At 64.9% G+C, this 21,407-nt stretch carries 23 protein-coding genes; 5 read left to right on the plus strand and 18 right to left on the minus strand.

Features of this window, described 5'->3' with window-relative positions:
* Positions 1 to 13 precede the first annotated feature (13 nt).
* Complete coding sequence (locus VSX60_RS11125; RefSeq protein ID WP_327624244.1) at positions 14 to 1,030, minus strand: fumarylacetoacetate hydrolase family protein; 1,017 nt, start codon at positions 1,028 to 1,030, stop codon at positions 14 to 16.
* A gap of 322 nt (positions 1,031 to 1,352) precedes the next feature.
* On the opposite strand from VSX60_RS11125, the gene VSX60_RS11130 reads away from it, so the two are divergent.
* A complete protein-coding gene (locus tag VSX60_RS11130) occupies positions 1,353 to 1,565 on the plus strand; it encodes a hypothetical protein (protein WP_327624245.1) in 213 nt (70 codons plus the stop codon).
* A 119-nt stretch (positions 1,566 to 1,684) separates the two neighbouring features.
* On the opposite strand, the gene VSX60_RS11135 is transcribed toward VSX60_RS11130, so the two are convergent.
* The 3 genes from VSX60_RS11135 to leuB form a co-directional block, all read right to left on the minus strand.
* Positions 1,685 to 2,347 (minus strand): OmpA family protein, encoded by a 663-nt coding sequence (locus VSX60_RS11135; RefSeq protein WP_327624246.1) that lies wholly within the window; start codon positions 2,345 to 2,347, stop codon positions 1,685 to 1,687.
* 228 nt (positions 2,348 to 2,575) lie between these two features.
* Entirely contained in the window at positions 2,576 to 3,607 is a 1,032-nt protein-coding gene (locus VSX60_RS11140; RefSeq protein WP_327624247.1) for an aspartate-semialdehyde dehydrogenase, read from the minus strand.
* A 463-nt stretch (positions 3,608 to 4,070) separates the two neighbouring features.
* A complete protein-coding gene (gene leuB / locus VSX60_RS11145) occupies positions 4,071 to 5,186 on the minus strand; it encodes a 3-isopropylmalate dehydrogenase (RefSeq protein WP_327624312.1) in 1,116 nt (371 codons plus the stop codon).
* Between the two features lie 220 nt (positions 5,187 to 5,406).
* Between leuB and VSX60_RS11150 the strand changes: the two genes are divergently transcribed.
* Positions 5,407 to 5,847 carry a DUF6789 family protein gene (locus VSX60_RS11150; RefSeq protein WP_327624248.1) on the plus strand — a complete coding sequence of 147 codons (441 nt, stop codon included), beginning with the start codon at positions 5,407 to 5,409 and terminating at the stop codon, positions 5,845 to 5,847.
* An 82-nt stretch (positions 5,848 to 5,929) separates the two neighbouring features.
* On the opposite strand, the gene VSX60_RS11155 is transcribed toward VSX60_RS11150, so the two are convergent.
* From VSX60_RS11155 to VSX60_RS11180, 6 genes are all read right to left on the minus strand, one after another.
* A complete protein-coding gene (locus VSX60_RS11155) occupies positions 5,930 to 7,501 on the minus strand; it encodes a GMC family oxidoreductase (RefSeq protein WP_327624249.1) in 1,572 nt (523 codons plus the stop codon).
* Between the two features lie 95 nt (positions 7,502 to 7,596).
* Positions 7,597 to 8,130 carry a gluconate 2-dehydrogenase subunit 3 family protein gene (locus tag VSX60_RS11160; protein WP_327624250.1) on the minus strand — a complete coding sequence of 178 codons (534 nt, stop codon included), beginning with the start codon at positions 8,128 to 8,130 and terminating at the stop codon, positions 7,597 to 7,599.
* A gap of 80 nt (positions 8,131 to 8,210) precedes the next feature.
* Positions 8,211 to 8,606, minus strand: a complete 396-nt coding sequence (locus tag VSX60_RS11165; RefSeq protein ID WP_327624251.1) for a VOC family protein — start codon at positions 8,604 to 8,606, stop codon at positions 8,211 to 8,213.
* A 233-nt stretch (positions 8,607 to 8,839) separates the two neighbouring features.
* Complete coding sequence (locus VSX60_RS11170; RefSeq protein ID WP_327624252.1) at positions 8,840 to 9,178, minus strand: ribbon-helix-helix domain-containing protein; 339 nt, start codon at positions 9,176 to 9,178, stop codon at positions 8,840 to 8,842.
* A gap of 235 nt (positions 9,179 to 9,413) precedes the next feature.
* Positions 9,414 to 10,373, minus strand: coding sequence for a molybdate ABC transporter substrate-binding protein (locus tag VSX60_RS11175; protein WP_327624253.1), 960 nt, complete (start codon positions 10,371 to 10,373; stop codon positions 9,414 to 9,416).
* A gap of 119 nt (positions 10,374 to 10,492) precedes the next feature.
* Entirely contained in the window at positions 10,493 to 11,119 is a 627-nt protein-coding gene (locus VSX60_RS11180) for a hypothetical protein (protein WP_327624254.1), read from the minus strand.
* A 206-nt stretch (positions 11,120 to 11,325) separates the two neighbouring features.
* Between VSX60_RS11180 and VSX60_RS11185 the strand changes: the two genes are divergently transcribed.
* Positions 11,326 to 12,318, plus strand: coding sequence for a DUF3179 domain-containing protein (locus tag VSX60_RS11185; protein ID WP_327624256.1), 993 nt, complete (start codon positions 11,326 to 11,328; stop codon positions 12,316 to 12,318).
* Between the two features lie 14 nt (positions 12,319 to 12,332).
* Here the strand turns inward: VSX60_RS11185 and VSX60_RS11190 are convergent, their stop codons facing one another.
* Together VSX60_RS11190 and leuD are read right to left on the minus strand one after the other, a co-directional pair.
* Positions 12,333 to 12,722, minus strand: a complete 390-nt coding sequence (locus tag VSX60_RS11190) for a RidA family protein (RefSeq protein ID WP_327624257.1) — start codon at positions 12,720 to 12,722, stop codon at positions 12,333 to 12,335.
* A 70-nt stretch (positions 12,723 to 12,792) separates the two neighbouring features.
* On the minus strand, positions 12,793 to 13,398 hold the full coding sequence (gene leuD, locus VSX60_RS11195; protein WP_327624258.1) for a 3-isopropylmalate dehydratase small subunit: 606 nt from the start codon (positions 13,396 to 13,398) through the stop codon (positions 12,793 to 12,795).
* A gap of 131 nt (positions 13,399 to 13,529) precedes the next feature.
* Between leuD and VSX60_RS11200 the strand changes: the two genes are divergently transcribed.
* Both VSX60_RS11200 and VSX60_RS11205 read left to right on the plus strand, forming a co-directional pair.
* Positions 13,530 to 14,414, plus strand: a complete 885-nt coding sequence (locus VSX60_RS11200) for an HpcH/HpaI aldolase/citrate lyase family protein (RefSeq protein WP_327624259.1) — start codon at positions 13,530 to 13,532, stop codon at positions 14,412 to 14,414.
* Positions 14,411 to 14,617, plus strand: a complete 207-nt coding sequence (locus VSX60_RS11205) for a DUF1737 domain-containing protein (RefSeq protein WP_327624260.1) — start codon at positions 14,411 to 14,413, stop codon at positions 14,615 to 14,617. Before VSX60_RS11200 ends, VSX60_RS11205 begins: the two co-directional genes overlap by 4 nt.
* A gap of 271 nt (positions 14,618 to 14,888) precedes the next feature.
* Here the strand turns inward: VSX60_RS11205 and VSX60_RS11210 are convergent, their stop codons facing one another.
* From VSX60_RS11210 to coxB, 6 genes are read right to left on the minus strand one after another with little or no spacing between them, the layout of a single operon-like run.
* Positions 14,889 to 15,311, minus strand: a complete 423-nt coding sequence (locus VSX60_RS11210; RefSeq protein ID WP_327624261.1) for a metallopeptidase family protein — start codon at positions 15,309 to 15,311, stop codon at positions 14,889 to 14,891.
* Between the two features lie 39 nt (positions 15,312 to 15,350).
* A complete protein-coding gene (locus VSX60_RS11215) occupies positions 15,351 to 16,646 on the minus strand; it encodes a c-type cytochrome (RefSeq protein ID WP_327624262.1) in 1,296 nt (431 codons plus the stop codon).
* Positions 16,646 to 17,356, minus strand: a complete 711-nt coding sequence (locus VSX60_RS11220; RefSeq protein ID WP_327624263.1) for a cytochrome c oxidase assembly protein — start codon at positions 17,354 to 17,356, stop codon at positions 16,646 to 16,648. Before VSX60_RS11220 ends, VSX60_RS11215 begins: the two co-directional genes overlap by 1 nt.
* The gene (locus tag VSX60_RS11225) at positions 17,353 to 17,733 is read right to left on the minus strand and encodes a hypothetical protein (protein WP_327624264.1); all 381 of its coding nucleotides are present in this window, start codon (positions 17,731 to 17,733) and stop codon (positions 17,353 to 17,355) included. Before VSX60_RS11225 ends, VSX60_RS11220 begins: the two co-directional genes overlap by 4 nt.
* A gap of 10 nt (positions 17,734 to 17,743) precedes the next feature.
* On the minus strand, positions 17,744 to 20,305 hold the full coding sequence (ctaD, locus tag VSX60_RS11230; RefSeq protein ID WP_327624265.1) for a cytochrome c oxidase subunit I: 2,562 nt from the start codon (positions 20,303 to 20,305) through the stop codon (positions 17,744 to 17,746).
* Complete coding sequence (gene coxB, locus VSX60_RS11235) at positions 20,302 to 21,375, minus strand: cytochrome c oxidase subunit II (RefSeq protein ID WP_327624266.1); 1,074 nt, start codon at positions 21,373 to 21,375, stop codon at positions 20,302 to 20,304. Before coxB ends, ctaD begins: the two co-directional genes overlap by 4 nt.
* Between the last annotated feature and the right edge of the window lie 32 nt (positions 21,376 to 21,407).

Genomic DNA, 21,407 nt, shown 5'->3' on the forward strand with positions numbered 1-21,407 from the left:
TCCGGTACGGTGATCACCCGCGCTCATAACGTGCGACCGTCTGCTCGATGGCGCCGAAGATCGACCGGTGCTTGTCGTCGAGCATCTCGATCCGCACCGTATCGCCGACCCGCAGGAACGGCGTTTTCGGCGCACCGCCCGCGATCGTCTCGACGGCGCGCGATTCCGCCAGGCACGCATAGCCGACGCCGCCATCCGCAATCGATTTGCCGCGTTCGCCGTCGCGCTTGTTGGATACCGTTCCCGAGCCGATGATCGTGCCGGCCGAGAGCGGCCGCGTCCTGGCTGCATGGGCGATCAGCGTCGGCAAGTCGAAACTTACGTCGATTCCGGCATTCGCCCGGCCAAACGGTTTGCCATTGTAGTCCACCGCAAGCGGCAGATGCAGCCTGCCGCCATCCCACGCTTCGCCGAGTTCGGCGGGCGTCACCGCGACGGGCGAGAAGGCCGCGGGCGGCTTCGACTGGAAGACGCCGAAGCCCTCGCCGCGTTCCGCCGGGATCAGGTCGCGCAACCAGGCGTCGTTGACCAGCATGACGAGGCGGATCGCGGCGCGCGCCTCATCGACGCTCGCGCCCATCGCCACGTCGCCAAGGATCACCGCGATCCCACCCCCCATGTCGAGGCCAAAGGCCTCGTCGGCGAGCGGGATCGGGTCGCGCGGACCGAGGAAGGCATCCGAGCCGCCTTGCTGGATCGGCGGGTCGCTCCGGGTGGCCTCCGACATCTCGGCGCCGCCGGCCTTGCGGATCAATTCAAGATGGCTGCCGTAGGCCGAACCGGTCGCCCATTGAAACGCGCGGGGCAGCGGGCTCATGGCGTCGTGCTCGTGAAACCGTTCGACCGGCACCGAACCGCGCTCGAGGCTGTCGGCGAGCGCTTGCAGATGCGGGGCGACGCGCGCCCAGTCGTCGAGCGCCCGCTGCAGGCTGGGCGCGAGGAACGAGGCGTCGGTCATTTGGGTCAGGTCGCGGGACACGACGACGAGTCGCCCGTCGCGGCGGCCATCCTTGAGCGTTGCGAGTTTCATCAGTCCCACTTTCCTCGGATGCGCCGTGGAGGCGCTGTTTCGGTCCTGCTCCGCGATTTTTGTCGTTGCACTGCCGGGTATTCGTGGCAGTGCGGGTCAGATGCCGGGAAGCGGGATTTAAGCATGAAGGCCATTGTCCACCCAGCTTGACAGGCTTCGCTGCGACGGTCGAGGCCTTCTTGAAGCCGGGCGCCAACCCTATCGCGACGGCGTCTGGCGGGCGGCGAAAGCCGGGTCTTGCCTTCCTTCGCAAGAGTTCCAATTTTCCGGCAGAAGGACATCCACTCCGCCGCGAGCGGCGGCGCAGCGAAAGGCTATTTCCATGACCATCAGACTTGCCACCATAACCGGACTCATCGTCGCGACCATGAGTGTTTCGGCCTGTACCACGACGCAGAAGACGGTCGGCGGCGCCGTCGTTGGTGGCGTCGGCGGGGCGGTCCTGGGTGACGCGATCGCCGGAACCGGCGGTGCCGTGGTGGGCGGCGTCGCGGGCGCGGTCGCGGGCGGCGCCGTCGGGCGCAATCTGCACTGAGGCGCAGCCGGCGGTTGGACGAACCTCCGGCCGGTGCTTGACCGGTCGAGAATAGGATGAGGGCCGCGCTCCCGTCGGAGCGCGGCCCTCATCGCGTGAGTTGGTCGTTTTTGGCGGTATTAGCCGGCCCGCAGCGGCGAGATCGCGATCTCGACGCGGCGGTTCTTGGCTCGGCCCTGCTCGGAGTCGTTGGTAGCGACCGGCTGGCTTTCGCCGAAGCCCTGGGTGTTCAGGCGGCGCGGGTTGACACCCTGGCTTGCCAGGAACTGGCTGACCGAGGTGGCACGCTGCTGCGACAGCTGCAGATTGTAGGCGTCAGAGCCCTGACTGTCGGTGTGGCCGTAGACGTCGACGATCGACTTGTCGAACTCCTGCAGGACCAGCGCCACCGAACTGAGCGTCGGATAGAAGGCCGGCAGGATCGACGCCTGGTCGCTCGGGAAGGTGATGTTCGACGGCATGTTGAGAATGATGCGATCGCCGGCCCGGGTGACGGAGACGCCGGTACCCTGGAGCTGCCGGCGCAGCTTGTCTTCCTGCGAATCCATGTAGGCACCGATACCGCCGCCCGCCAGCACGCCGACGCCGGCGCCGATCAGCGCGGCGCGGCCCGAATCGGCGCCCGTCGCCTCGCCGACGAGATAGCCGCCGAGCGCGCCGACACCGGCGCCGATGCCGGCCCCGCCGACGGTGTTGGAGAGCTTGGCTTCACCCGTATACGGGTCGGTCGTGCAACCGGCGACGGCGGTGGTCAGCGCAAGGACGAGGGCGAGCTTTTTCATGAGCGATATCCAGTGTTGGCTTCGGGGCCTTCACGGCCCGCTTCGTGTCCATTCGCGGTCGGCGTTAGTTGCTACAAGTGACTGAAATACGACTGATCAGATAGCCGCCGCAATTCCATTCCAGCGTTACCCACAGGCAACGGACAGAGCGTCCGCGTCCTTGTGGTATTCACAAAAAGAAAGGCCGGCCTCGCAAAGCGACACCGGCCGTCCTCGAGTTCGGCTGGCTCAGGCCGCCCGCTGCTTTTCCAGAAGGCCGCGATTGATCAGCAGTTCGGCGATCTGGACAGTGTTGAGCGCCGCGCCCTTGCGCAGATTGTCGGAGACGATCCAGATGTTCAGCCCGTTCTCCAGCGTCTGGTCCTCGCGGATGCGGGAAATGTAGGTGGCGTCTTCACCTGCCGATTCATACGGCGTGATGTAGCCGCCGTCCTCGTGCTTGTCGACGACGAGGCAACCCGGCGCCTCGCGCAGGATCGCGCGTGCCTCGTCGGCGGTGATCGGGTTCTCGAACTCGATGTTCACCGCCTCGGAATGGCCGATGAAGACCGGCACGCGCACGGCCGTGCAGGTAACCTTGATCTTCGGGTCGAGCATCTTCTTGGTCTCGACCATCACCTTCCACTCTTCCTTGGTGGAACCGTCCTCCATGAAGACGTCGATATGGGGAATGACGTTGAAGGCGATGCGCTTGGTGAACGTCTTGCGCTCGATTTCATCGGCGACGAACACCGCGCGGCTCTGGGTGAACAGCTCGTCCATGCCGTTCTTGCCGGCGCCCGATACCGATTGGTAGGTCGAAACGACGATACGCTTGATCTTGGCGTGATCGTGTAGCGGCTTCAGCGCCACGACCAGCTGCGCGGTCGAGCAGTTGGGGTTGGCGATGATGTTCTTCTTGGTGAAACCCGTGATGGCATCGGCGTTCACTTCCGGAACGATGAGCGGCACGTCTGGATCGTAGCGGAAGGCCGAGGAATTATCGATGACGACGCAGCCCTTGGCCGCGATCTTCGGCGACCATTCCTTGGACACGTTGCCGCCGGCCGACATCAGGCAGATGTCGGTTCCGGTGAAGTCGTACTGGTCGAGCGGCTTCGTCTTCAGCGTCTTGTCGCCGAAGGAGACCTCGGTCCCGAGGCTACGGCGCGAAGCCAGCGCCACGACCTCGTCCGCGGGAAATCCGCGCTCGGCGAGGATGCTCAGCATTTCGCGCCCGACATTGCCGGTGGCGCCGACGATGGCAACCTTGTAACCCATGGGATACAATCCTTCGCTCTCCCCGTCTGATCATTGCACGCTCGTCTACCGCCCCGGGGGAGACAAGCGGGGCAGACGGCGTCAGATAATCGACGTTTTGATCGTGGAGCGCGCGAACATGGCCTGCGATATGCGCGGAGACACCCCGCTTGTCAATCGGGCCGCCAGAACGAAAAAAGGCCAGCCCCTTTCGGAGGGCCGGCCATTCATTTCGGGGACGCACCGGGCAGACTCGCCCGACGGCCCGCGATCCGTGTGACGGGAACGAAAGCTAGACCCGACGCGGATCGCGCTTGGGCTCGCTGTCGCGGCCCAGGAACTTCTTGGCGACCCAGCCGACAAAAACGGCTTTCAGGATACCTCTAATCATCGTGCTCTCCTTCGACTGATTGAGGATACAATGACTGATGCAGCCAAGTGGTTGCATGGCGTGAGTCGCAAGGATCACTGGGCGCGAGAGCGCTCAGGCGGCGAGCTTCTTTCGGAAACTGTCGCGCACCGCATCACCCATCTCGGCCGTGCCGATCTTCCGGCAACCGTCGGACATGATGTCGCCGGTGCGGATGCCGCTGCCGAGCACCTCGGCAACCGCGGCCTCCAGCGCGTCGGCCTCTGCAATCATCGCGAAGGAATAGCGCAGGCACATCGCCAGAGAGGCGATCATCGCCAGCGGGTTGGCGATGCCCTGGCCGGCGATATCGGGTGCCGAGCCGTGCACGGGCTCGTAGAGCGCGTGCCGCTTGCCGGTCTTGGCGTCGACGGCGCCGAGCGAGGCCGAGGGCAGCATGCCGAGCGAACCGGTCAGCATCGCCGCGATGTCCGACAGCATGTCGCCGAAGAGATTGTCGGTGACGATGACGTCGAACTGCTTCGGCGCGCGCACCAGCTGCATACCGCCGGAGTCGGCCAGCATGTGTTCCAGCTCAAGGTCGGCATGTTCGTCCCGGTGAATCCGCGTGACCACCTCGTTCCAGTAGAGCCCCGACTTCATCACATTGCGCTTTTCCATCGACGTCACCTTGCCGCGGCGGGTCCGGGCGAGGTCGAAGGCGGCGCGGGCGATGCGCTCGATTTCATAGGTTTCGTAAACCTGGGTGTCGATGGCGCGTTTCTGGCCATTGCCGAGATCGATGATTTCCTTCGGCTCGCCGAAATAGACGCCGCCGGTCAACTCGCGCACGATCAAAATGTCGAGCCCCTCGATCACCTCGCGCTTCAGCGAGGAGGAGCCGGCCAGCGCCGGATAGCAGATCGCCGGGCGCAGATTGGCGAACAGTTCCATGTCCTTGCGCAGGCGCAACAGCCCCGCCTCCGGCCGCAGATCGTAGGCGACGCCGTCCCATTTCGACCCGCCGACCGCGCCGAACAGGATCGCGTCGGCTTGCATCGCCAGATCCATGGTCGCATCCGACACCGGCTTGCCGCAATCGTCATAGGCCGAGCCGCCGACGAGTGCGGTTTCGGTCTCGAAACCCGCGTTGGTCGCTTCGTTCATCACGGCGACGAGCTTTACGACTTCCGCCATCGTTTCGAGGCCGATGCCGTCGCCGGGAAGCAGCAGGAGCTTGGTGGTCATGATGCGGTGTCCTCCGTCGTATAAATACAGTCGGCGAGGGATTTACACGAAAGTCGTGCCAGGGACAGCCGGCCGATGACCGGGACGGAACCTTCCCTGGAGTGTGGGCAAATGCCGGGAATTGGCGTCACGTCGATTTGAGATGTTTTGATTGTTCTATCCTCGGCCAACCCCGCATGTCTCGATCCCAGCGATTTGGACCGAACACAGGCGGGACAGCATTATGATTCGTATCGGCAAGGGAATGGCGGCCGGCCTCGTGGCAACGGTTCTGCTCTCGATCCTGATGGTGATGAAGGGCACGATGGGGCTGATGTCGCAACTCGACGTCATCCGGATGATCGCCGGTATGACGGGCATGTCGGCCGCTATCGCCTGGGGCGTTCACTTCCTGTTGGGCACGGTGATCTGGGGCGGTCTGTTCGCCTGGATCAATCTCGCCATTCCGGGCGACACCCAATGGCTGCGCGGCATCGTCTTCGGCATCGGCGCCTGGCTGGCCATGATGGTGCTGGTCATGCCCGCGGCGGGACAGGGGCTGTTCGGCCTGCAGCTCGGAATCATGGCTCCCGTCATGACGCTCATTCTGCATGTCATTTATGGCGCGGTCTTGGGTGCCACCTATGGGGGGATGGTCGGGCCGCGGGTATTGACTGACGGATAGTGGATGTCGCGTTCGCCGCAACCGTCGCGGTTGGGAGGCGAGAGAGCCGGCCGTGGTCGGCTCCCTCGCGCGTCCGGTCCGCTCAAAGCTCCCCGGAAGCCATCCGCCCGGCGATGTGGTCGGCCTGACGCAAGGCCAGCGCGACGATCGTCAGGGTCGGGTTCTCGGCCGCGCCCGTGGTGAATTGCGAGCCGTCGGATACGAACAGGTTGGGGATGTCGTGGGTCTGGCCGAAGCGATTGACGACGCCGTCCTCAGGCTTCTCGCTCATCCGGTTGGTCCCCAGATTGTGGGTCGAGGGATAGGGCGGGGTGTGGATGGTGCGCACGGCTCCCACCGCATCGTAGATCGCCGAGCCCTGCCGGTAGGCGTGGTTGCGCATCGCGGTGTCGTTGGGATGATCGTCGAAATTGACGTTGGCGACCGGCATGCCGAAAGCGTCCTTGTCGCTGTCCGACAGGGTGATCCGGTTATCCTCGCGCGGCATGTCCTCGCCGACGATCCACAGGCCCGCCATGTTGCGGTATTCGTCCATGGCGCTGGAGAAATCGCGCCCCCATTTGCCGGGGTCGAGAAAGGCCGCCATGAAGGGCAGGCCGAGCGACAGCGTTTCGAACTCATAGCCGCCGGCAAAGCCGCGCGAGGTGTCGTGCCTGGCCTCGTCCTGGACGATGCCGGCCATCGTCGTTCCCCGGTACATGTGCACGGGCTTGTCGAAGGTGGCGTAGACCGACCCGGTCGTGTGGCGCATGTAGTTGCGTCCGACCTGGCCGGAGGAGTTCGCCAGTCCATCAGGGAACATCGATGACTGCGAGTTGAGAAGCAGCCGTGGGCTTTCGATCGAATTGCCGGCGACGGCGACGATCCGGGCCTTCTGCACGTGCTCCTTGCCGTCCTTGTCGGCATAGACGACGCCGGTGACCTGGCCGGAGGCGTCGTGCTCGATCCTAAGGACCTGGCTGTCCGGACGGACTTCGAGCCGGCCGGTCTCCTCGCCCTTGGGTATCTCGGAGACGAGGGTCGACCATTTGGCGCCGGATTTGCAGCCCTGGAAGCAGAAACCGATCTGCAGGCATGAGGCACGATCGTCGCGCGGCTCGGAGTTGATGGCCATGCGGCCGGTGTGGACTTCCTTGTAGCCGATCTTCTTGGCGCCGGCTTCCAGCACCTTGAAGTTGTTGTTGCCGGGCAGGCCGGGGATGCCGTTGGTCCGGGTGACGCCCATCCGGTCCTCGGCCATGGCGTACCAGGGCTCCATCTCCTTCAGGTCGATCGGCCAGTCGAGAAGGTTGGCGCCCTCGATCGCGCCGTAGTTGGTCAGCGTCTTGAACTCGTGCTCCTGAATGCGCAGCGAGGCTCCGGCCCAGTGGGTGGTGGAACCGCCGACCGCCTTGACGATCCAGGCCGGAAGGTTCGGAAAATCCTTGGCGACCTGCCAGTCGCCGGACGTCGTGCGCTTGTCCTTCCACGCGAGCTGGCCGAAGGAATCCCACTCGTCGTTGATGAAGTCCTCGGTCTCGTAGCGAGAGCCGGCTTCGAGGATGACGGTATCGATCCCCTTGAGCGCCAGCTGGGTACCGAGGGTGCCGCCGCCGGCTCCCGAGCCGACGATAACGGCCACGCTGTCGTCATTGAGATCATAAGGTGCGGGCATGGTGCGTTTCCTCCCGGAGTTCTCGATGCCATCGCCTCCTCGCGGCGCATCGAACTCCCATTGTCGAATGCTGGATCTGTTTCCCGGCGCCGCTCTCAGAGCCAGTCGATGTCGTCGAAGCCGCGCTCGATGTAGCCGCCCTTGTCGGCCGAGGCGCCCTCATAGCCGAACATCGGCCAAAGCTCCTTCTGGTTGTAGAGCCCGACGACGAGGTTCGAGCGCACCTTCTGGAAGAACGGATCGCTCTCCATCTCCTTCAGGATCGCGGCTCGGTCGTCCTCGCTCGCCACTGCGGCGTAGTCTTTGTCGTGCTTGGCTCGCGCGGCATCGTTCAGCTTGGCGACGCCGTCCTCGAGCATGGCGAGATCGCTTTCCGAGGCGCGGGCCGCCTGATCGAGAATGTCGACGGCAATCGCGTAATACTTGTCCTCGACGATGGCATGCGGATAGGTGTCCCGCGACATCTGCACGAGGGTCGCGAAAGTCTCCGGCTTCGTCGCCTGCGGCATCTGGCTCCACGCCTGCCCGACGATCATGCCGGATGGCATGATCGTCATGGCCAGAAGTCCGGCTCCGCCTTTCAGAAAGCTGCGCCGGTTCGGCGCGGCGCGCCCCATTACCTCTGCCATTTTGGTTCCTCCCGATGGCGTGGTTCGTCTGTCTCGACCCGTCCCATTCTCCCGCTGGGCCGCGCCAGGAGCGTGCGGCGCTATTGGAAGCGCCCGCCCCGTTCCAGTACCTCGATCTTGTAGCCGTCCGGATCATCGATGAAGAAGAAGCGGCCGAGCATCGTGCCTTGATGCGAGATTTGCTTGATGTCCTTGGGCGCCAGTCCGGCCGCGCGCATGCGCTCGTGCTCGGCGCCCAGATCGCCGACCGAGACGGCAACATGGCCGTAACCGTTGCCGAGATCGTAGGGCTTCGTCTCGCCCTTGTTGATCGTCAGCTCCACCTCGTGCTCGCTCTCCGGATTGGAGAGGTAGACAAGCGTGAAGGAGTCGAAGTCGTAGCGATCGGCGACTTTCAGGCCGAAGGCCTTGTCGTAGAACGCGACCGAACGCGCCTCATCAAGCACCCGCAGCATCGTGTGAATTGTCTTGGCCAAGCCACCCTCGTCATGGTTGCGACGCGCCGGATGGCGGCGTCGGAATTCATGCGGCGGATGCAGTCGGCTGAGGGCATGGAATCGAGCGTCAGTCGCCGCGCGGCGACTACGATATTCCTCCCAGAGCCGGCTCGACCCGCCAGTTCATGACGAGCTTAGACGCAGATTCCATGTGGCGGGTAGTATGATGATAGCACACCGAAAATCCCGGCCTGCTGGGCGGCAATCGGCGGTCAGACCGCGATGCTGAAATCCTGATGACGCTCTATGGGACGCCGAATTTCGCCCGTCTCGGCATCGGCCCGCCGAGTCGCCATGCGCTCGAGATGCAAAAGGCAGGCGCAGCGCAGGAGCGACGTGAAGTTGCGTGCCTCGCCGTGCAGCTCCGACACCTCATCGTGCAGCGACGTCAGAAATTTCGACAGCGGCATCGCCTGGTCGGCGGCCAGTTCCTCCAGCACGTGCCAGAAGGCGGCTTCCAGCCGGATCGATGTCGCATGGCCGGAAAGGCGGACGGATCGCGTCTCGCTGTCATAATTCTTGGTCGGGATTCCGGCGAAGAGCTGGCACATGCGATGTCCGTCCATTGTTGCGCGTCGGGCCCTGTCCCGCAGTAAAGGCGCAAGCGCGGACGATGACAAGCTTCGGACTTTCGGCGCGGCGCTTTGACCGAGCGTCAAACCCGACTTTTGCAGAAGGCGAGGGGTGAACGGCGAGGAGTCGGGACCAGGCAAATGGGCGGCGGCACCGGGCCGCTTCGCTATCGGCGAAGCAGCCCGGGACAACTGCGTATGGGACCGGAGCGGCTCAGCCCGCCGGGATCGGTTTCGACTCCAACTCGTCCTTGCTGGCGCGCACGAAGCCGTAGCTCTCATAGATCGCCTGCGCCCCGTCGGAGCGCAGATAATCGAGGAACGTCTCGGCGTTGTCGGGATTGCGGGCGTTGGTCAGCGTGCCGATGGCATAGGCGACCTTGTCCTGCTGGTTCTGCGAGGCGGGAATCTCGACGCCGTCGATCTTGCGGCCCTCCGCCTTGGCGTAGCGCACTTCGGTTTCCCAGACGATGCCGACATCCGCCTCACCGGCTTCGATGCGGTCGGGCGTCTCGCGATGGTGGCGCTCGGTGAACCAGGTCTTGCCCTCCACGGCCCAGCAGCCCTTGCAGTCGGCGTTTCCGGTGACCTTTTCGTGGATGCCCATATCCTTGAGCATCTGCGATCCGTAGAAGCGGAAAATACCCTCGGTCTGCGGATTGGGATGCGACTGCACCAGGTCGTCGCGTGCCAGATCCTCCGCCCCCTTGATGTCCTTTGGGTTGCCCTCGGCGACCATCAGGGACAGCCGATTGTGCGTATAGACCATATACGCATCCATCAGATCGGCGGCCTTCAGCTTCTTCAGATGGCCGAGGTTGACGCTGGCGTAAAGGTCAGGATTCTGCGCCGTATCCTTGCCCTGGATCTGACCCTGCTTCAGAATTTGCTGGTTGATAATCTGCCCCGGCGGGATGGTCTCGACATAGACTTTTGCGATTTGGGGATTCTTGGACTGAAAGTCCTTGATCAGGTCTTCCATGACCATGAATTGGTTGCCGGCGAGATACATGACCAGGTCGGCCGTGTAGGAATCCTCGATCGCGCCGTATTCGACCTCTCCGCCGGCGGAAAAGGTGCGGTAATCCTTGTCGCCGCTTTCCTCTTCCTGCGCGAATGCCGCGCCGGTCAAGAAAATCGCGGCAACGGCCGTGCTAAGTAACCTGTTTATCATTCGTTCTTCCTCCCTTGAAGACGGACGAATTCATACATGCGAATGAACGAATGTAAAGCAGAGGGCGGCCTTCTGACATATCGCGCAGCTTGCCCCCCAACGACCGTGAAGGTGCCGCCTCACAAATGCTCGGCCAGTTTCCGCATCAGCCGCCTGCCCTGGCGACGGGAACGAAGCTGACGCGTCGTCAAGCTGTTGGGACGAATCCGCAGGCTCTTCTCGCCGTTCTCGACGAAGGAGAAGCGACGTGATGCGCCGACCGGGAGGAGATCAGGGCCGTAGAGCGCGACCACGATCAGATTCAGCCCAGTCACGGAGTCGGTCCAGGAACTGAGGTTGGACAATTCGGGATCTGTCTCGACCAACTGGCTCACCAGGTCGTCGAAATGGCCGATGTCGAGATAGTCCCCCGTCGAGAGGCTTCCCTGACGCATGGACGAGCGCGGGTCTGAGCCAAGGTCCTCGGGAAGATCGCGCAAGTCGGTGAGGGCATATTCGTAGGACTTGGCATCGGTTTCCAAGGTCGCGATGATACTGGTGATGTAGAGCGGTTCGGCGCTCATGCTGGTGATGAGGCAGCGGGATCGGATGCCGTGGCCGGCGCCGCGGCTGATCAGGATCGAGGAACTGCGCTGGCGCCGGTAGCCGTTCAGCAGAAGCTGCAGATAGACGATCCATACGACCAGCATCGCCGTACTGACCGCGAGGCTGATGAGGTCGATGTTTTGCGACAGCCAGTTCCACATGATGTCCGCTCCTGCGTTTGTTCCGGCCGCCGCCTCCCCCGACTGCGTCAATCGCCCGCAGAACGCGGGAGCGCGCCGATCGATCCGTAGGCGGGAATCGCGCCGCGATCACGCCGAATCGTAAAAGCGTGACTCGCTTGGGCCCCTGCCGACGCGCACAATCGCGCAAAAGAATTGCCGCGTGTGGGCGAGAGCGGGAGGATGTAATGTATTTTCGGTGGGCAACGGGTGCATTTGTCGTCGCGCTGACTGTGCTGATCTGGACCGGGCTGGCGGGCGCCAATCCCGCGCGGTGGACAGCCGAAGGCTGGCGGACCGATTTCTCCAAACAATCGGTCGATCTGACCGAAATCATCTCGGGCGGTCCGCCGAAGGACGGCATCCCGGCGATCGACGATCCGCGCTTCGTGACGGCTGACGAGACGGATAATCTCCAGCCCCGCGAACCGGTAATCCAACTGACCGTAGGCGGCGAGACCCGAGCCTACCCCTTGAGTATCCTGATGTTCCACGAGATCGTCAACGATACGGTCGCCGGCATTCCCGTGGCCGTCACCTATTGTCCGCTCTGCAACGCGGCGATCGTCTTCGAGCGCGAGCTCGGTGGCACGGTTCTCGACTTCGGCACGACCGGGAAGCTGCGCAATTCCGACCTCGTCATGTACGACCGGCAGACGGAAAGCTGGTGGCAGCAATTCACCGGCACGGGGATTGTGGGAGCCATGACCGGCAAGACGCTCGACGTCATCCCCTCGGGCCTCGTCTCCTGGCAGGCGTTTTCCAAACGCCATCCGGACGCCAAGGTGCTGGCGCCGCCGACGAGCATGAGCCGGCCCTATGGCCAGAACCCCTATGTTTCCTACGACAGCTCGGCGATGCCGTTCCTCTATCGCGGCGAGATGCCGGATGGGATCGAGCCGATGGCGCGCGTGGTGGTGGTGCGCGCGGCCGGGAGCAACAAGCCGGTCTCCATCGTCTCGCTGGCGAAGCTGCGCGAAGACAAGAGCCTTGAGCGCGGCGGCTATCGCCTGAGCTGGGAAGAAGGCCAGGCCTCGGCACTGGATACGCGCGAGATCGGCAAGGGCCGGGAGGTCGGCACCGTCAGCGTCAGCGGACCGGACGGCAAGCCGGCGGTCCACGACATCACCTTCGCCTTCGTCGCCCACGCCTTCCATCCGGAGATGACGATCGAGGGCTAGTGGATCGGGCCGGGCTAGCCGCGAAAGGCCGTCGCCTCGATCTCGACCTTCATCTCCGGCCGCAGCAGGCCCGCGACGATCATCGTCGCGGCAGGGCGGATGTCCGCGAGCCAGCGGCCGGTCACCGCGAAGACCTCGGAGGCCAGCGCGGCGTCGGTGACGGTATAGTTGATACGCACGATGTCGGCGAAGGTAAAACCCGCCTCGCGCAAGGCCGCGTCGATGGTGCGCAGCGCATTTTCCGCCTGCTCGGCGGCGCTGTCGGGCATTTCCATCGATGTATAGTCGTAGCCGGTCGTGCCGGCGACGAAGCACCAGTCGCCGACCGCGACGGCGCGGGAATAGCCGGCCTGCTTTTCGAACGGAGAGCCGGTGGAGATGAGGCGGCGGTTCGTTGCATTCATGGCGTTTTGACCTTGCGATCGTTTCGACAAAGACGCCCGGTTCAATCCAGCCAACCGGTCACCGTCCACCTCAGGCCCAGGGGCGGCGCTCGGCCAGCACGGTCTCGTAGCTGGCGATCGAACCCGCCTTCTCCATGGTCAGGCCGATATCGTCGAGACCGTTGAGAAGGCAATGCTTGCGGAACGGGTCGATCTCGAAGGAGATTTCGCCGCCGTCAGGCCCGGCGATCGTCTGCGCCTCCAGATCGATGGTGAGGCGCGCATTGGCGCCGCGCTCGGCGTCGTCCATCAAAAGATCGAGCTGTTCCGGCGTGACGCGGATCGGCAGGATGCCGTTCTTGAAGCAGTTGTTGTAGAAGATGTCGGCGAAGGACGTGGAAATCACGCAGCGGATGCCGAAGTCCAAGAGCGCCCAGGGCGCGTGCTCGCGCGACGAGCCGCAGCCGAAATTGTCGCCTGCCACCAGGATCTCGGCGTTGCGATAGGCGGGCTTGTTGAGCACGAAATCGGGATTCTCCGATCCATCCTCGTTGTAGCGCGGCTCGGCGAACAGACCCGTGCCGAGGCCGGTGCGCAGGATCGTCTTCAGATAATCCTTCGGGATGATCATGTCCGTATCGACATTGACGATCGGCAAGGGGGCGGCGATCCCGGTCAATTTGTCGAACTTCTGCATAACGGTCTTCCTTCGTCACGGCGGCTCATCGTCGCGCGGTGGATAGCATTTCGGCTCGGGCGCGCAAACTCACAAGAGTTTTGCGGCGGCGGCGATTGCCTGTTTCGTCTGAATCGGCGATGAGTTTCGCCATGATGACATCATTGCGCCCCCGCCGCTCGCTTCTGTTCGTTCCCGCCGCCAACGCGCGCGCGCTGGAAAAATCCGGCGGCCTTTCCGCCGACGCGCTGATCTACGATCTGGAGGATTCCGCCGGCCCGCGGGAGAAGCAGGCGGCCCGCGACAGACTGGCGACCCATCTTGGCGCGGACGGTTTCGCCGGTGAGCGTATCATCCGGGTCAACGCGCTCGACACGCAATGGGGCACCGACGACCTGCAGATGGCGGCGAAAGCCGGCGTCGACGCCGTCCTGCTTCCCAAGGTCGAGACGGTCGGGACGCTGCGGCAGGTCGCCGATACACTGACGGAGGCGGGCGCGCCGGATAGCGTGAAGCTATGGGCGATGATCGAGACACCCCTCGGCATTCTCGACGTGGGAAAGCTCGCTGCCACGGGATCTGCCACGCGAGTGACGGCCCTGATGGTCGGACCCTATGACATCGCCCTGTCGACCGGCATCCAGCCTGGCCCCGACCGGGCCGAATTGATGCCCTGGATCATGCAGATCATGGTGGCGGCGAAAGCCTATGGAATGGCGGTGCTCGATGGCCCCTATGCCAATTTCCGCGATGAGGCGGGCTTCGCCGCCGAATGCGCGGCGGGGCGACGGCTGGGCTTCGACGGCAAGACGCTGATCCATCCGACACAGATCGCGGCCGCCAACGCCGCTTACTCGCCCGATCCCGCCGCCGTCACTTGGGCGGAGCGGATCGTCGAGACCTTCGCCGCGCCGGAAAACGCCGACAAGGGCGTGCTGCAGATCGAGGGACGCATGGTCGAGCGGCTGCATCTCAAGCAGGCGCAAAACCTTTTGGCGATGCGCGATGCGATCGCCGACCGGGAGGCGGCGCGATGAAGCTCTACCGCTTCCTGTCGGGGCCGGACGATTCCGCCTTCTGCCACAAGTTGTCTTTGGCGCTGTCCAAGGGTTGGGAGCTGCATGGCTCGCCGACCTACGCCTATGACGCGGCGATGGGCACAATGCGCTGCGGCCAGGCCGTGGTCAAAACCGTCGCGGGCAAGGATTACGACCCGGCGATGAAGCTCGGCGAGCAGTAGGCGCGCCGGTGAGGCCAATGCGTCACGGCTATGCCATGTGCGAAGACTGCGCCGCCGCAGCATGAGGCCATCGCTGGAATCCGCCATTGGTTACGGGATCGGCTGTGCGCTTGTCGGCCTTGCCGCCTTTGCCGTGATCGCCGTCCTTGCCGTCGTGGCGATGGCCTTTCCGCTCACCCTGACGATCGTCCTCGTCAGCCTGGCTGTGCTGGCCCTCCTGCGGTGGCGGCAAAACCGGGCGACGGTTCAAGACGAAGCGATAACGGGCGGTTCAGGTCACGCTTGCCTCGAGCGCTTCCATGTCGTCGTCCGACAGGCCGAAATGGTGGCCGATCTCGTGGATCAGCACATGCGAGACAAGGGTACCCAGGGTTTCCTCGTGCTCGGCCCAATAATCCAGGATGGGCCGGCGATATAAAAGAATGCGGTTCGGCATCTCTCCGGTGACCGGGCTGTCGATGTCCCCGATCCCGCGGCCCTCGAACAGGCCGAGAATGTCGAAGGGGCTTTGCAACTCCATCTCGCGGACCACGTCGTCGTCGGGAAAGTCCGCGACGTAGAAACGAATCTCGCCGGAGAGCGCCCGGAACTCATCGGGAAGTTCGGCATAGGCCTTGATCGCGATCGCCTCGACGACGTCGAGGCCCGGCGCCATCGATGTTTCCCAGGACTGTGCGTCGGCGCTGCTATCCATCAAGGCTCTCTCGGTTGTCGTTCATGCGTCGTCGCCCGCTCAACGGCCGACCGGCTGGGCGGCATACCACGCGGCGACCGCAGCGATCTGTTCATCGGTCATGTTGACCGCGATCGGCGTCATCAGGTGCGAGAATTGCGTACCACCGCGGACGCCGTCCTTCCATAGTTCCAGATGTGTCCGCGCGTACCATTCCGGCTGGCCGCCGAGATAGGGGTAAAGCGGGTTCTTCGCCCGTCCCTCGGCGCCGTGGCAGCTCTCGCAGGAGGGAATCTTGCGGGCCGGAAGGCCCTCCAGGGCAATCTTTCGTCCGAGATCGCGCATGGCCGCCGCGTCTTCCGGGAGGCCTCCGGCCGTCGCGGTGGAGACGACGGCGTTTCCGCTGCGCGTGTCGGGCGGAAATATCTGCGCCGGAACGCCATCGGCGGGCGTGCTTGCCGGTTCCGTTTCGGCCTCGGCGACCTGACCGGCCCGGGCGGGGCTCTCCCTCGGCTCATCGGAACCGCGCTTCACTGGCTTGCCAGCATACCATTCGGCCAGCGCGGCCAGTGTCGCCTTGTCATAGCGCTTGGCCGGCGGCTGCATCAGGCCGGAATGGCGGAAGCCTTCCGAATAGGCCCTGAGCGTTGCCAGAAGATAGGCTTCAGGCTGCCCGGCGATGATCGGAAAGGCGCCGGCGGCGTCTTTCTCGCCTTGGCCGAGGCCATCACGGCCGTGGCACCGCGCGCAATCCGCCAGTGCGTTCGCGAAGATGCCGTCGAGCCCGGCCGTCGCCTCGCCGCCGGCTTGCAGCTTTTCATCGCCGCGTTTGCCGCCGAGGGCGAGCTCGGCGTAGCGCTCGGCCGTCATCTCGGGAAGCGCGCGCAGGAAGGCGACCTGCGCCCAGACCTCGTCGTCCCGCTCCTGGGTCACCCAGGCGGGCATACCCGAATATTTGATGCCGTATTTGGCGATCCAGAACAGCTCGCGGTCTTTCCAGTCGCCGATTCTTTCGGCGAGCCGCGGCGGATGCGGCGTCATCGACAGGGAGACCGGCGATTGCGGCATGCCGGGGGCGCCGTGGCAGGGGGCGCAGCCGGTGGCGAAATGCCCCGCCGCGCGTTGCACGAGCGCCGGATCGTCGAGGTCGATGTTCTCGGGAACGGAAATGGTCAATGACTGGCGCGCGACGGTGTTGCGCATGGTCCAGTTCAAGAACCAGCCGACCGGCGCGAAATGTCCCGTGGACGCCGCGATGGAGACCATGCCGGAAAGGCTGACGGCGAAGGCCAGCGCGACGGCGCCGACAGCGGCAAGGAGAAGCTTCTTCCCGGTGAGGATGAAATCGATCCGCATCAGCCGGTCCTACCGCTGGGCATTTGCTCGCGCAGGATCGAGGCGAGAAGCGCCAGTCCGCCTGTCAGATAGGCCGCGCCGCCGACGAGCAACATCAAAACGCCGCCGAGTTGCTGGTCGCCCAGCGGCGTCAGCGCGGCGGCGGGCGAACAGAGTTCGGCGCAGGCATAGAGCGGGCGCGGCGCCAGCAAGAGCAACGCACCGAGCAGTGTCATATGCATCGAGGTGACGAGAAGAGCGACGACGCCCGTGGCGCGAGCGGCCGGCCGGCCGGCGCCCGCCGCCCCGATGGCGCTGGCCCACAGAAGGATGCCGGCGGCAAGGAACGAGGCTTGCTCAAGAACGAAAACGGCCGCATCCACGCGCGCCGCGTCGTGTAGCACCGGCGCATGCCAGGCCCAGACCGCGACGAACTCGACCAGCGAGGCGGCGATGGCGACAGCCGGAGAAAGCCCGGCGATCAAACCGGGAAAGGCGCGCGCCAGGCCGAGCGCGAGCAGCGGCGCGGCGAGGACGACGAGGCCCATATGCAACGCCATATGGGCAGCGAAGGAGCCTCGGGCGCTCTCCGGCAGCGGCCCGAACCACAAAAGCGTCAGCAGGAGGACGCCGGCGACCAGTGGCCAGAACCGCGTGATACCCGGCCACTTGGATGCCGCCGGGGTCATGGCCGGACCATAGTCGGCAAGAATGGGCGCGCCGGTTCTCATCGGCAGTCCGCGTTGATCAGCACCGGCAGGGCAACGAAGAGCACCGCGACGAAGGACAGCGCGGCGAGTAGTACGGTGGAGAACTCCAGAAACCGCTCGCGCCCCGCCCCGCTATCCTCGTCGTTGTGAAAACCGCTGCCGCCTTCCGTGCGCCATTCGTGCAGCGCCCGTCGGAAGACGAGGCCGATCAGCACCAGCGCAAGGAGCGTCACGATCGCGATGGCGATGCGGGCGCCGCCGATGGTCTCGAAAACCTGGACATTCGGCGCGCATGCATAGGCCGCGAGTACGTAGGAGACGAGGAAGTGCAGCGCCCAGACCGTCGGCGGGGTGATCAGCGTCCAGAGATTGTCGCGGGTCTGTCGGTTGGTGTTCATCGCCCTCTCCTCAGACCGCCAGCGGGAAGAGCGCGATGGTCGCAACGGTGATCAACGCAGTGGCCGCCATGAAGTGCCAGTAGAGCGCGACATTGGCGATATCGATGTCGTAGACCGGCGTCAGCCGGCCGGCGAGCGATCGCGCCAGGCAATAGCCGAGCATCAGTGCGCCGACGGCGCCGTGGACCGCTGTCCAGATGACCAGCACCCAGACCGTCGCCGGATAGACGTGGGTGACCGGATCGAGACCGGTGACGTACGGTGCCCAGACGAGAGCCGCTCCGCCGCCAAGGGCCAGCAAGGCGCCGCCGCCCATGAGCGCCCGCGCCATGCCGACCGAACCGGCGCGGTTGATTCTGAGCGCCAGGCGGGCGGCGATCCACCCGCCTGCAAACAGCGCCAGCGCGATCAACGGCCAGACCAACCCCGGCCCCTCGATACGGGCCGGCGGAAAGTTTTCGTGGATGGTAAAAAAGAAAAAATAACCGAACACCAGCGACAGGAAGGCGGTGCCGTCGCCGACCATGGTGATGAACATCGCCCACCAGCCGACCGATTTCGGGCCGGAAAGATAAAGCGGCAGCGTCAGCCCGCGGCCCACATCCTTGTCCGGTTTCTCCGGGATGATGGCGGTGCCGCGCCACAGCCAGACGAGAATCGCGGCGGTCGCCAGCACCATCGCCGCGATGGTCGCCAGCCACCAGTGGAAGGTCGCGAAGATGAACACCGCGCCGAGGAAGATCGCCGCCCACATGGTCATGAAGGTCGGGCCGGGAACCCGCAGGCACTGTTCCGGCGTCGCGTCGAGGACGCCGGTCACCATCGTCTCGCGCTGCATCTCCTCGGCGTCCGGCATGTAGAAGCGTCCCATGTCGACGTCTTCCATGAAGTTCGGCTGCTCCCACAGCGGATAGCGGGTCGTGACGAGCGGGATCGAGCGCACCCCCCAGCCCTTGTCCTCGGTCTCGGCCAGCCATTCCAGCGTGCCGGCGTTCCAGACATTGCGCTCGGCACGCGGCAGATGGCGGCTTGGCCGCAGCACGTCGAAGACGACGACGAGGAAGCCGGCGGCAAAGACGAAGGCGCCGACCGAGGAGATCAGATTGGGAATGTCGAGCCCGAGGTCGGCGGGATAGGTCCAGATGCGGCGGGGCATGCCCATCAGCCCCGACCAGTGCATCGGCAGGAAGGCGACGTTGAAGCCGACGAACATCAGCCAGAAGGCGATCTTGCCAAGGCCGTCGGACAGCTTTCGTCCCGACAGCATCGGCCAGAAATAGTAGATGCCGGCAACGACCGGAAACAGCATGCCGCCGATCAAGACGTAATGGAGGTGTCCGACGATGAAATAGGTGTCGTGGGCCTGCCAGTCGAAGGGCGCGAGCGCGACCATGACGCCCGTGAGGCCGCCAAGGACGAAGATCGCCAGCGCCCCGGAGACGAACAGCATCGGCACCCGATAGATCACCCGGCCGGTCAGGAGCGTCGCCAGGAACACGAAGATCTGGACGCCGGTCGGGATCGCCACCGCCTCGGACGCGGCCGAGAAGAAGCCGAGCGAGATCGCGGGGAGGCCGGTGGTGAACATGTGGTGGACCCACAGGCCGAACGACAGAAAGCCGGTGCCGACAGCGGCGAGCACGATCCAGGAATAGCCGAGGATCGGGCGCCGCGCGAAGGTCGGAACGATCATCGCCAGAAGCGCGATCGCCGGCAGAAAGACGATGTAGACCTCAGGGTGTCCGAAGATCCAGAACAGGTGTTGCCACAGCATCGGGTCGCCGCCGCGCTCGGGGTCGAAGAACGGCCAGCCGAACAGGCGCTCCAGCTCGAACAGGATGTCGCCGGCGATCAGCGGCGGGAATGCGAACAGGATCATGCCGGCGACGACGAGCACATACCAGGCATAGAGCGGCATCAGATTGAGCCGCATGCCGGGCGGCCGGCATTTCAGCGTGCCGACGATCAGCTCCACCGCCGCGGCGATCGAGGCGACCTCGATGAAGGAGAGGCCGAGCAGCCAGATGTCGGGACCATATCCCGGCGTGAAGCGCTCCTGCGTCGTCAGCGGCGGATACATGAACCAGCCGCTGGCGGGCGCCGCGTCGAAGAAGATCGAGCCGGTGACGAACACTCCGCCGATGAGGAAGCACCAATAGCCGAAGGCCGAAAGGCGCGGAAACGGCAGGTCGCGCGCGCCCAGCATCTGCGGCAGGATGACGATCGCCACCGCCTCGAAGATCGGCACGGCGAACAGGAACATCATCACCGTGCCGTGCAGCGTGTAGACCTGATTGTAGAAACTGGCCGACAGGAAGTCGTTGTCCGGAACGGCGAGCTGCACGCGGATCATCAGGCCGAGAACGCCCGCGAACAGTAAGAAGGCGAAGGCGGTGGCGGTGTACCAGATCCCCACCTCGGTGTTGTTCACCGCCGACCAGTAGCGCCAGCCTTTCGGCGCCTTCCAGACCTCGATCAGTCGCTCCTCCTGGGCGCGGCGGACGGCCGCGTCCTCCTGGTCCTGATGGGTGGCGCCGGTCACGCCAGGCTTGCCGAACGCGGTCTCGCTCATCGCAGCGCCCCCAGCCAGTTGGCGATGGCGGTGATCTCGGCTTCGGGCAGCATGGCGAAGGCGGGCATTTCGGCTCCCGGCTTGAGATGGGCGGGGGAGCGGATGAAGGCGGCGATATTCGCCGGCGTTGTCTCAAGCAGACCCGCGCCGATGGTTTTCCGCGAGGCGATATGGGTCAGGTCCGGCCCGACGGCGCCGTCGGCCGGCGTGCCGCGCACCGTATGGCAGGCGCCGCAGCCGCGTTCGACGAACCGCTCGGCGCCCTCGCCCTCGGTGACGGCGGCCGGCTGGCTCTGGGCCTCGACATAGTGGGTGTAATTGGCCCCCGAGACGACGACGACGCGAAATCCCATCTGGGCGTGGGCGTCACCGCAGAATTCGGCGCAGACGCCGTTGTAGACGCCCTCGCGGGTCGGCTCGAGCACCAGCCGGTTGACCCTGCCGGGAATGGCGTCGGTCTTGCCGGCGATGGCCGGCACCCAGAAGGAATGGATCACGTCCGGGCTGCCGAGGAGAATTTCGGAGCGGCGGCCGACCGGCAGCCAGAGTTCGTTGGCACTCTCGACGCCGCCGGCAGGCAGGCTCTTGGCGACGCCCGGTTCGCCTTCGACGCCGTAGGCGATACGCCACCAGAAGCGCTCGCCGGAGACCGCGATCTTTGGCCCGTCCGCTTCGCGCCGAAGTTCCGGCATCATGGTGAGGCCCCAACTCAAGAGGGCGGCCAAGACGATGGTGGGGACGACGGCACCACCCCAGATGATCAGCCGGATTCCGGTCGCTTCGCTGTGAGCCGCGGGATTGACCCTGGTCGCGTAGACCGAGAGGCCGATGACGAGCAGCCAGATGACGACAGCCCCGGCGAGCATGACCCAGAACAGGGTCGCGACGTTGGCGGCTTCGGTTCCGGCGGCTTCGAATGTCGATTGCGGACCGGCACAGCCGGCGGTGAGGACCGGAATGAACCCTGGGGCGAGCGAACGCGCCCATCGGCGCGCCGGCAAGGTGCGGTTCGCGGCGGCAAGCGTTGCGATCCGTTGCGGTCGGCCTGTGGTCGGCCGCGATTCCGGCATGGGTCCCCCTGTCGTTCGGCGTCGCGGAACAT

The organism is Aurantimonas sp. A3-2-R12 (assembly GCF_036016755.1).
Lineage (GTDB): Bacteria > Pseudomonadota > Alphaproteobacteria > Rhizobiales > Rhizobiaceae > Aurantimonas > Aurantimonas coralicida_A.

Bases quoted from the DNA above. Each gene is read 5' to 3' on its own strand.
- VSX60_RS11220 (WP_327624263.1), bottom strand. From the start codon at position 17,356: ATGAGAACCGGCGCGCCCATTCTTGCCGACTATGGTCCGGCCATGACC.
- VSX60_RS11225 (WP_327624264.1), bottom strand. From the start codon at position 17,733: ATGAACACCAACCGACAGACCCGCGACAATCTCTGGACGCTGATCACC.
- VSX60_RS11155 (WP_327624249.1), bottom strand. From the start codon at position 7,501: ATGCCCGCACCTTATGATCTCAATGACGACAGCGTGGCCGTTATCGTC.
- VSX60_RS11215 (WP_327624262.1), bottom strand. From the start codon at position 16,646: ATGCGGATCGATTTCATCCTCACCGGGAAGAAGCTTCTCCTTGCCGCT.
- VSX60_RS11180 (WP_327624254.1), bottom strand. From the start codon at position 11,119: ATGTGGAACTGGCTGTCGCAAAACATCGACCTCATCAGCCTCGCGGTC.
- coxB (WP_327624266.1), bottom strand. From the start codon at position 21,375: ATGCCGGAATCGCGGCCGACCACAGGCCGACCGCAACGGATCGCAACG.
- VSX60_RS11175 (WP_327624253.1), bottom strand. From the start codon at position 10,373: ATGATAAACAGGTTACTTAGCACGGCCGTTGCCGCGATTTTCTTGACC.
- VSX60_RS11200 (WP_327624259.1), top strand. From the start codon at position 13,530: ATGATGACATCATTGCGCCCCCGCCGCTCGCTTCTGTTCGTTCCCGCC.
- VSX60_RS11135 (WP_327624246.1), bottom strand. From the start codon at position 2,347: ATGAAAAAGCTCGCCCTCGTCCTTGCGCTGACCACCGCCGTCGCCGGT.
- VSX60_RS11190 (WP_327624257.1), bottom strand. From the start codon at position 12,722: ATGAATGCAACGAACCGCCGCCTCATCTCCACCGGCTCTCCGTTCGAA.
- VSX60_RS11140 (WP_327624247.1), bottom strand. From the start codon at position 3,607: ATGGGTTACAAGGTTGCCATCGTCGGCGCCACCGGCAATGTCGGGCGC.
- VSX60_RS11170 (WP_327624252.1), bottom strand. From the start codon at position 9,178: ATGTGCCAGCTCTTCGCCGGAATCCCGACCAAGAATTATGACAGCGAG.
- VSX60_RS11125 (WP_327624244.1), bottom strand. From the start codon at position 1,030: ATGAAACTCGCAACGCTCAAGGATGGCCGCCGCGACGGGCGACTCGTC.
- leuD (WP_327624258.1), bottom strand. From the start codon at position 13,398: ATGCAGAAGTTCGACAAATTGACCGGGATCGCCGCCCCCTTGCCGATC.
- VSX60_RS11205 (WP_327624260.1), top strand. From the start codon at position 14,411: ATGAAGCTCTACCGCTTCCTGTCGGGGCCGGACGATTCCGCCTTCTGC.
- VSX60_RS11130 (WP_327624245.1), top strand. From the start codon at position 1,353: ATGACCATCAGACTTGCCACCATAACCGGACTCATCGTCGCGACCATG.
- VSX60_RS11185 (WP_327624256.1), top strand. From the start codon at position 11,326: ATGTATTTTCGGTGGGCAACGGGTGCATTTGTCGTCGCGCTGACTGTG.
- VSX60_RS11150 (WP_327624248.1), top strand. From the start codon at position 5,407: ATGATTCGTATCGGCAAGGGAATGGCGGCCGGCCTCGTGGCAACGGTT.
- VSX60_RS11210 (WP_327624261.1), bottom strand. From the start codon at position 15,311: ATGGATAGCAGCGCCGACGCACAGTCCTGGGAAACATCGATGGCGCCG.
- ctaD (WP_327624265.1), bottom strand. From the start codon at position 20,305: ATGAGCGAGACCGCGTTCGGCAAGCCTGGCGTGACCGGCGCCACCCAT.
- VSX60_RS11160 (WP_327624250.1), bottom strand. From the start codon at position 8,130: ATGGCAGAGGTAATGGGGCGCGCCGCGCCGAACCGGCGCAGCTTTCTG.